The organism is Streptomyces sp. NPDC057654 (assembly GCF_042800135.1).
Lineage (GTDB): Bacteria > Actinomycetota > Actinomycetes > Streptomycetales > Streptomycetaceae > Streptomyces.
In genome coordinates, this window is the sequence record NZ_JBHVHQ010000525.1 from 1 (window position 1) to 6,004 (window position 6,004).

Genomic DNA, 6,004 nt, shown 5'->3' on the forward strand with positions numbered 1-6,004 from the left:
GTGTGCCACGGCCCGCGGCTCTGTCTAGGTGCGGTGTTGCGCGGTCAGGCAGACTTCCTGTTGTCCCGCGGATGCACGGCAATGTTCATGGCACCGGAGCGGAGCACGGCCAGCCTCTCGGCCAGCACCTCCTCCAACTCCTCGCGGGTGCGCCGCTCCATGAGCATGTCCCAGTGCGTACGCGCGGGCTTGCCCTTCTTCTCTTCCGGCCCATCGCCGTCCACCAGGAGTGCCATGGCGCCGCACGCCTTGCACTCCCACTCCGGCGGAATTTCCGCCTCTACCGAGAACGGCATCTCAAATCGATGTCCGTTCTGGCATGCGTACTCCACCGCCTGGCGCGGGGCCAGATCGATGCCGCGGTCGGTCTCGTAGCTGGTAACCACGAGTCGCGTACCGCGGAGAGCTCGCTCACTCATGAATCGTGCCTCCCGGGCTTGTCGCCCACAGGACAGGTGTCGCTGTCGTCGTCATCCGGTCAACGTCCGGTCGGCGGTGAAGATTCCCGTTTCGGGACATGCGTCGCCCGTCGTGTCGCCCCTTGTTGTACCCACCCACGCCCGGTTTGTCACATCTGACAGCAGATGTCACCCTGTGTTTGCACCGTTTCAGCGCGCAGTAACGGTCCGCCCGGTGGGCCAAAGGCGTACACTACCCGCCCGGTCGCCCCAGCTCTAAATCAGGACCGGAACACGAGGATCGCATTCCGGTCGGATGAGAGCCGGTCGCGGCTTGATCACGTCCACGCGCCTTGATCACGTCCACGCGCCGCGCTCGGCCAGCACATCCCGCAGCGTCCCGAGCCGGTCGGTCATGATCCCGTCCACCCCGAGATCGAGCAGCGCCCGCATCCGTTCCGCCTCGTTCACCGTCCACACATGCACCTGCATCCCGCGCGCGTGCGCGTGCCGCACGAAAAGCCGGTCCACCACCCGCACCCCCGACTGGCGCTCCGGCACCTGCACGCACACCGCCTCCGCCGGCCGGACCGGGAGCCGGGGCGGCCCGTACGAGCGCAGCCGCATCCCCACCACGCCGCGCGTGCCCAGCGAGTGGGCCAGCCGCGCCCCGGCCAGCCGCCGCGCCCGTACGATCCGCGCCTGCGAGAACGAGCCGACGCACACCCGGTCCCAGGCGTCCGCCCGGCGCACCAGGTCCAGCAGCGGCTCCAGCGCCGCCTCCGCCTTCACATCCACGTTCCACCGGGCGCCGGGGAACTCCTCCAGCAGCTCCTCGAAGAGCGGCAGCGGCTCCGTGCCGCCCACCCGCGCCCTCCGCACCGCTTGCCACGGCAGCGCGCCGATCGCGCCGCGCGCGTCCGTGACCCGGTCCAGCGTCGGGTCGTGGAAGGCGACGAGCGCCCCGTCCGACGTGGCGTGCACATCGGTCTCCAGGTAGCGGTAACCGGCGTCCACCGCCTGCCGGAACGCGGCAGCGGTGTTCTCCAGGCCGTCCGCCGCACCGCCCCGGTGGGCGAAGGCGAGCGGCGTGGGGTGGTCGAGGAAGGCATGGCGTACGGGCATCACCGCGGCAGTATCGCGCGCCGCGCCCGCCCGCCGCGCGCCACCACCGTGGAGGGCCCGACCGTCGTCGCGACCCCGAAGCGGCGCAGGAAGAACTGCGACAGCGGGCCGATCCCCAGCGCGTACAGCACCGTGCCCGCCCCGGCGGACCCGCCCAGCGCGAACCCCGTCACCAGCACGGTCACCTCGATGGCGGTCCGCACCAGGCGGATGGAGCGGCCGGTGCGCCGGTGCAGCCCGGTCATCAGGCCGTCGCGCGGACCGGTGCCGAACCGCGCCGAGATGTAGAGCCCGGTGGCCGCCCCGCACAGCGCGACGGAGAACGCCAGCAGCGGAATCCGCAGCCACAGCGAGTGCGGCTGCGGCACCAGGCTCAGCGTCGCGTCCATCGACAGGCCGACCAGCAGGACGTTCGAGACCGTCCCGAGGCCGGGGCGCTGCCGCAGCGGCACCCACGTCAGCAGCACCAGTGCCCCGATGGCGATCGAGGCCGTGCCGATGGAGATGCCCGTGTGCCGCGCGACGCCCTGGTTGAGCACGTCCCACGGCGCGAGCCCCAGCCCCGCGCGCAGTTGCAGCCCCGAGCTCGCCCCGTACAGCGCCAGCCCGGCATACAGCCGCACGAGCCGCCGCCAGAGCGGAGCCCGTCCTTCGGCCTTTTCTTCAGCCGCTCCTTCACCTGCTGTGGACGCTGCGGACAACGTTGGCTCCTCGGGTCGTGTCACACACTGGGCTGTAGTGGAAGTGGCCTGCTTCGTGACACCCTGTGGCCTGGGACATCTCATGATCCATGGCCAATCCCCGGAAGGTGGACCGCAAACGATGAGCCAGTGGACCTCGGCGGTGGGCTCCCCGCAGCTCGCCCGCCTCCTCGGATCGCAGCACGCCCGCGCCGCCGGGACCCCCGGCGCCCGACGTGTGCCCGCCTACCGCTCGCTCGCCGACGGCGTCCGGCTGCTCATCCTCGAAGGACGCGTCCCCGTCGCCGCCCGCCTGCCCGCCGAGCGCGAACTCGCCGCCGCCCTCGCCGTCAGCCGCACCACCGTCGCCGCCGCCTACGAGGCACTGCGCGGCGAGGGGTTCCTGGAGTCGCGCCGCGGCGCGGGCAGCTGGACCTCCGTGCCCGCCGGGAAGCCGCTGCCCACCCGCGGCCTCGACCCGCTGCCGCCGGAGACCGCCGCCTCCGTCATCGACCTCGGCTGCGCCGCCCTGCCCGCGCCCGAACCCTGGCTCACCCGCGCCTTCCAGGGCGCCCTCGAAGAACTGCCGCCCTACGCCCACACCCACGGCGACTTCCCGGCCGGCCTCCCCGTGCTCCGCGAGGCCATCGCCGACCGCTACACCGCCCGCGGCATACCGACCATGCCCGAGCAGATCATGGTCACCACCGGCGCCATGGGCGCCGTCGCCGCCATCTGCCGCCTCATCGCGGGCCACGGCGAGCGCGTCGCCGTCGAGTCGCCCTCGTACGCCAACGTCCTCCAGCTGATGCGCGAGACCGGCGCCCGCCTCGTGCCCGTCGCGATGGCCGACGCCCTCGCGGGCTGGGACATCCCCGCCTGGCGGCAGGTCCTGCGCGACGCCGCGCCCCGCATGGCGTACGTGGTCGCCGACTTCCACAACCCCACCGGGGCGCTCGCCCCCGAAGAGCAGCGCCGCCGGCTCGTCGAGGCCGCCCGGTCCGCCGGTACGGTCCTGGTGGCCGACGAGACCATGTCGGAACTGTGCCTGGACCCCGGCGTCGAACGGCCCCGCCCTGTCTGCGCCTTCGACCCGGCGGGCAGCGCCGTCATCACCGTCGGCTCCGTCAGCAAGTCCTTCTGGGCCGGGCTGCGCATCGGCTGGGTCCGCGCCGCCCCCGACGTCATCCGCAGCCTCGTCGCCGCCCGCGCCTACGCGGACCTCGGCACGCCCGTACTCGAACAGCTCGCCGTCACCTGGCTGCTCACCACCGACGGCTGGGACGAGTCCGCCGACCTGCGGCGCGCGCAGGCGCGCGAGAACCGCGACGCGCTCGTCGCCGCGGTCCGGCGCCACCTGCCCGACTGGGAGTTCACCGTCCCGCACGGCGGCCTCACCCTGTGGACCCGCACCGGGGGCCTGTCCGGCTCGCGCATCGCCGAGGCGGGCGAGCGGCTCGGCGTGCGCGTGCCCGCCGGCCCGCGCTTCGGTGTGGACGGCGCCTTCGAGGGGTATGTGCGGCTGCCGTTCACCGTCGCGGGGCCCGTCGCCGAGGAGGCAGCGGTCCGCCTCGCCGCCGCGGCCCGCCTCGTGGCGACCGGGGCGACGGCCGAGGCCGAGGCCCCGCGCAGCTACGTCGCCTGATCAGGCGGCTGCGTCGTCCGAAGCCGTCCGAAGCCGTCCGAAGCCGTCCGAAGTCGTCCGAAGCCGTCCGAAGCCGTTCGAACGGGCCGCTACGTCGCCTGAACCGGCAGCGGACCGTCGCCGTCGGGGCACGCCTCCACGCCGTGCGCCGCCTCCCCGGCAGCCGCCGTGCGCCGCGGCAGCAGCTCCGTGACGGCCGTACGCTGCGCCTCGCCCGCCTCCTCGTCGTACGGGTCCGGGGTGGCCGGCACCTGAAGCCGGTGGACGGGCCCGGCGCCGAGCCGGGCGTAGCCGCGGCCGGGCGGCACCTCGCGGGCGGGCGTCGTGTGCGGCGGCACGCCGAGCACCGTCCGCACCTGCTCGGCGGTGACGGGGCCGAGCACGACCCGGGCGCGGGTATGGGTGCGGACCGGCGCGCAGAGCGCCTCCACCGCGTCGAACTGCTCGGCCACCGCGACCGTGACATTGGCCGTGCGGCCGTGCCGCAGCGGCACGTGCAGCAGGTTCTGCGGCTCGCTCCGCCCGTCGGCCGCCGCGAGATGGCTCAGCACGCCCGGCCGGTCCACGATGATCCACAGCGGCCGGCGCGCGTCCTGCGGCACGGGCCTGCCCAGCTGGCGGGCCCGGTTGGCGGCGATCAGCCGCCGCTCCGTCTCGTGCGCCGCCCATTCCAGCGTGGCGAGGGCCCCCGCGAGGCCCGACTCGACGGCCAGCACGCCCTCCCGTCCGGACAGGCACGCGTACTCGCCCGTGCCGCTGCCGTCGATCACCAGCACGTCGCCGTGGTGCAGCGCCTGGAGCACGATCGAGCGCAGCAGCGTCGTGGTGCCGCTGCCGGGCTGGCCGAGCGCCAGCAGATGCGGCTCCGTGGAGCGCGCCCCGGTGCGCCACACCACCGGGGACGCGTCGCGCGTCGCCGGGCCGTCGGTCACCGGCAGGGTCCGCGGCACGCCGGAGGGGTCGGTGAAACCGAGCACGGTCTCGCCCGGCGAGGTCACGAACCGCTGGGCGCCGATGTCGGTGGGCAGCGCCGAAAGGACGCTCAGCCGCAGCTGGTTGCCCTCCTCGTCCCAGTCGAAGAGGTACTCCCGGCCCCGGCCGCACTTGGCGTGCAGCAACTGCTCGATCCTGGCGCGGGATTCGGCCTCGCCGTCGGTGAAGTAGGCCGGATAGCGCAGCCGGAGGCCGACGAGCCGCCCGTCGTCGTCGAACTCGTGCTCGCTGAACGCCTCCTCCCAGTCCCCGCCGTGCGTGTAGAGGGGGTCGGGGTCCTCAGCCGCCGAGAAGTACGGCACGAGGGCGTCGTACAGCGCTCGCAGCCGCCCGGCCTCGGCCTCGCCCGGCCCGGTGTCCGCGGGGGTGCGGTCGCGCCCGGCCCACGCCGCCGCGGCCATCAGCGCGACCAGGGCGAGCAGCGGCCCGTACGGCATCAGCGCGAGAGCGAGCACACAGCCGGCCAGCCCGAACAGCGTCGGGCCGCGCCGCTCCTTGGGGGTCGCCGCCCACCTGCGCCGCCCGGCGGCGGCCAGGCCGCGCAGGCCCCGCGCGATGACGATCAGCGGGTAGAGCACATCGGTCGCGGTGTCGGCGGCCGTGCGCGCGTACACGCGGCCGCGGACGATCGGAGCGCTGGCGGTGAGGATGCGGGGGAGCGGTCGCCGGCCCACGTCGGTCTCCAGTTGGTCGTGATGCGGTGACGGGCGGCTCGGCGCGGGCTCCTGGGGGGCTCCGGCCCGGTCCGCCGGATCGTGGCCCGGGCCTAGAACTTGAGCCCGCCCAGCAGGCTGGCGAGGCTGGCGCCGCCGGCCTTGATGCTGGGAGCGATGGCGGTGCCCGCGAGGTAGAAGCCGAAGAGGGCGCAGACGAGGGCGTGGGACGCCTTGAGGCCGTCCTTGCGAAAGAAGAGGAACACGATGACACCGAGCAGCACTACGCCCGAGATGGTCAGGATCATGGGGTTTCTCCTGGGTGGTGGGGGACGGTCACCATGAGTTCTTCCAGCCTCACAGAAGGTGCCTACATGACAAAAGGGGCGAATGGGTGATTCATCATCAAAGTCATCCCAATGGCTGCTTGTAGCGTGGGTGAGGACGCCGGGAACGCCGGAAACTCCGGGAAATTCAGGCAACGGCCCGGCCCCGCGCGCTGCGGCGATC

6 protein-coding genes are annotated in these 6,004 nt (G+C 73.7%); 1 reads left to right on the plus strand and 5 read right to left on the minus strand.

The window, feature by feature from the left end; all coding sequences use genetic code 11:
- Positions 1 to 44: 44 nt before the first annotated feature.
- The 3 genes from ACFU99_RS29685 to ACFU99_RS29695 form a co-directional block, all read right to left on the minus strand.
- Positions 45 to 419 carry an RNA polymerase-binding protein RbpA gene (locus tag ACFU99_RS29685; RefSeq protein WP_254741893.1) on the minus strand — a complete coding sequence of 125 codons (375 nt, stop codon included), beginning with the start codon at positions 417 to 419 and terminating at the stop codon, positions 45 to 47.
- Between the two features lie 336 nt (positions 420 to 755).
- Positions 756 to 1,523 (minus strand): glycerophosphodiester phosphodiesterase, encoded by a 768-nt coding sequence (locus ACFU99_RS29690; RefSeq protein ID WP_384397873.1) that lies wholly within the window; start codon positions 1,521 to 1,523, stop codon positions 756 to 758.
- Positions 1,523 to 2,308: a YitT family protein gene (locus ACFU99_RS29695; RefSeq protein WP_384397875.1), complete on the minus strand. Its 786-nt coding sequence runs from the start codon at positions 2,306 to 2,308 to the stop codon at positions 1,523 to 1,525. Before ACFU99_RS29695 ends, ACFU99_RS29690 begins: the two co-directional genes overlap by 1 nt.
- Before the next feature lie 37 nt (positions 2,309 to 2,345).
- On the opposite strand from ACFU99_RS29695, the gene ACFU99_RS29700 reads away from it, so the two are divergent.
- The gene (locus tag ACFU99_RS29700; RefSeq protein ID WP_384397877.1) at positions 2,346 to 3,848 is read left to right on the plus strand and encodes a PLP-dependent aminotransferase family protein; all 1,503 of its coding nucleotides are present in this window, start codon (positions 2,346 to 2,348) and stop codon (positions 3,846 to 3,848) included.
- Positions 3,849 to 3,937: 89 nt separating this feature from the next.
- Here the strand turns inward: ACFU99_RS29700 and ACFU99_RS29705 are convergent, their stop codons facing one another.
- Positions 3,938 to 5,515 (minus strand): hypothetical protein, encoded by a 1,578-nt coding sequence (locus ACFU99_RS29705; protein WP_384397879.1) that lies wholly within the window; start codon positions 5,513 to 5,515, stop codon positions 3,938 to 3,940.
- A 92-nt stretch (positions 5,516 to 5,607) separates the two neighbouring features.
- The gene (locus tag ACFU99_RS29710) at positions 5,608 to 5,802 is read right to left on the minus strand and encodes a hypothetical protein (protein WP_030882634.1); all 195 of its coding nucleotides are present in this window, start codon (positions 5,800 to 5,802) and stop codon (positions 5,608 to 5,610) included.
- Between the last annotated feature and the right edge of the window lie 202 nt (positions 5,803 to 6,004).